Raw genomic sequence first — 2,420 nt, forward strand, 5'->3', positions numbered from 1 at the left:
GGGTCGCCCTCGCAGTCCACCACCACGATCTGACCCGGGGTCAGCTCGTTGAAGAGGATCCGCTCGGAGAGGTTGTCCTCGATGTCGCGCTGGATCGTGCGACGCAGCGGCCGCGCGCCCAGCACCGGGTCGAAGCCCTTCTTCGCCAGGTACTTCTTGGCGTTGTCGGTCAGCTCCAGGCCCATGTCCTTGTTCCGCAGCTGCGTCTCGATCCGCTGGATCATGATGTCGACGATCGAGAGGATCTCGTTCTCGCGCAGCTGGTGGAAGACGATGGTGTCGTCGATCCGGTTCAGGAACTCGGGCCGGAAGTGCTGCTTGAGCTCGTCGTTGACCTTCTGCTTCATCCGGTCGTAGTTCGACTCGGAGTCCTCAGAGGCCTGGAAGCCCAGCGACACCGCCTTGGCGACGTCCCGCGTACCGAGGTTGGTGGTCAGGATGATGACCGTGTTCTTGAAGTCCACGATCCGACCCTGGCCGTCGGTGAGTCGCCCGTCCTCCAGGATCTGCAGGAGCGTGTTGAACACGTCCGGGTGGGCCTTCTCGATCTCGTCGAAGAGGACCACCGAGAACGGCCGACGACGCACCTTCTCGGTCAGCTGCCCGCCCTCGTCGTAGCCGACGTAGCCGGGAGGGGCACCCACCAGCCGGGACACCGTGTACCGGTCGTGGAACTCGGACATGTCCAGCTGGATGAGGGCGTCCTCGCTGCCGAACAGGAACTCGGCGAGCGCCTTGGACAGCTCGGTCTTACCCACACCGGACGGGCCGGCGAAGATGAACGAGCCGGACGGGCGCTTCGGGTCCTTCAGGCCGGCCCGGGTACGCCGGATCGCCTTCGAGACCGCCTTGACCGCGTCCTCCTGGCCGATGACGCGCTTGTGCAGCTCGTCCTCCATGCGCAGCAGGCGCGAGGTCTCCTCCTCGGTCAGCTTGTAGACCGGGATGCCGGTCCAGTTGCCGAGCACCTCGGCGATCTGCTCGTCGTCAACCTCGCTGACGACGTCCAGGTCACCGGCCTTCCACTCCTTCTCCCGCTGGGCCTTCTGGCCGAGCAGCTGCTTCTCCTTGTCACGCAGCTGGGCAGCCCGCTCGAAGTCCTGCGCGTCGATCGCGGACTCCTTGTCGCGGCGCACCTGGGCGATGCGCTCGTCGAAGTCGCGCAGGTCTGGCGGCGCGGTCATCCGGCGGATCCGCATCCGGGCACCGGCCTCGTCGATCAGGTCGATCGCCTTGTCCGGCAGGAAGCGGTCGGAGATGTACCGGTCGGCCAGGGTGGCGGCGGCCACCAGGGCGGCGTCGGTGATGCTCACCCGGTGGTGCGCCTCGTAGCGGTCCCGCAGGCCCTTGAGGATCTCGATGGTGTGCGCCAGCGACGGCTCACCCACCTGGATCGGCTGGAAGCGGCGCTCGAGGGCGGCGTCCTTCTCCAGGTGCTTGCGGTATTCGTCGAGGGTGGTGGCGCCGATGGTCTGCAGCTCACCACGGGCCAGCATCGGCTTGAGGATGCTGGCGGCGTCGATCGCGCCCTCGGCGGCACCCGCACCCACCAGGGTGTGGATCTCGTCGATGAACAGGATGATGTCGCCCCGGGTGCGGATCTCCTTGAGTACCTTCTTGAGGCGCTCCTCGAAGTCACCGCGGTAGCGGGAACCGGCGACCAGGGCACCGAGGTCGAGCGTGTAGAGCTGCTTGTCCTTCAGCGTCTCGGGCACCTCGCCCTTGATGATCTTCTGGGACAGGCCCTCCACCACGGCGGTCTTACCGACGCCGGGCTCACCGATCAGGACCGGGTTGTTCTTGGTACGGCGGGAGAGCACCTGCATGACCCGCTCGATTTCCTTCTCGCGCCCGATGACCGGGTCGAGCTTGCCCTCGCGGGCGGCCTGGGTCAGGTTGCGGCCGAACTGGTCCAGCACCAGGCTGGTCGACGGCGCGGCCTCGCCCGGCGCGGCGCCCGCCGCGGCCGGCTCCTTGCCCTGGTAGCCGGAGAGCAGCTGGATCACCTGCTGACGGACCCGGTTGAGGTCCGCACCGAGCTTGACCAGCACCTGGGCGGCGACGCCCTCACCCTCGCGGATCAGACCGAGCAGGATGTGCTCCGTGCCGATGTAGTTGTGGCCGAGCTGCAGCGCCTCGCGCAGCGACAGCTCCAGCACCTTCTTGGCCCGCGGCGTGAACGGGATGTGCCCGCTCGGCGCCTGCTGGCCCTGGCCGATGATCTCCTCGACCTGCTGGCGGACGCCCTCGAGGGAGATGCCGAGGCTCTCCAAGGCCTTTGCCGCGACACCCTCACCCTCGTGGATCAGGCCCAGCAGGATGTGCTCCGTACCGATGTAGTTGTGGTTGAGCATCCGGGCCTCTTCCTGGGCCAGGACGACAACCCGTCGCGCTCGGTCGGTGAACCGCTCGAACATGCC

General features: G+C 67.3%; 1 protein-coding gene. It reads right to left on the reverse strand.

Annotated features, from left to right (window positions below; translation table 11 throughout):
* Positions 1 to 2,417 (reverse strand): ATP-dependent Clp protease ATP-binding subunit (locus ACWEVO_RS35010; RefSeq protein WP_452311695.1); only part of this gene is annotated, 2,417 nt, incomplete at its 3' end.
* Positions 2,418 to 2,420: the final 3 nt, after the last annotated feature.

Source organism: Micromonospora sp. NPDC003776 (assembly GCF_053605645.1).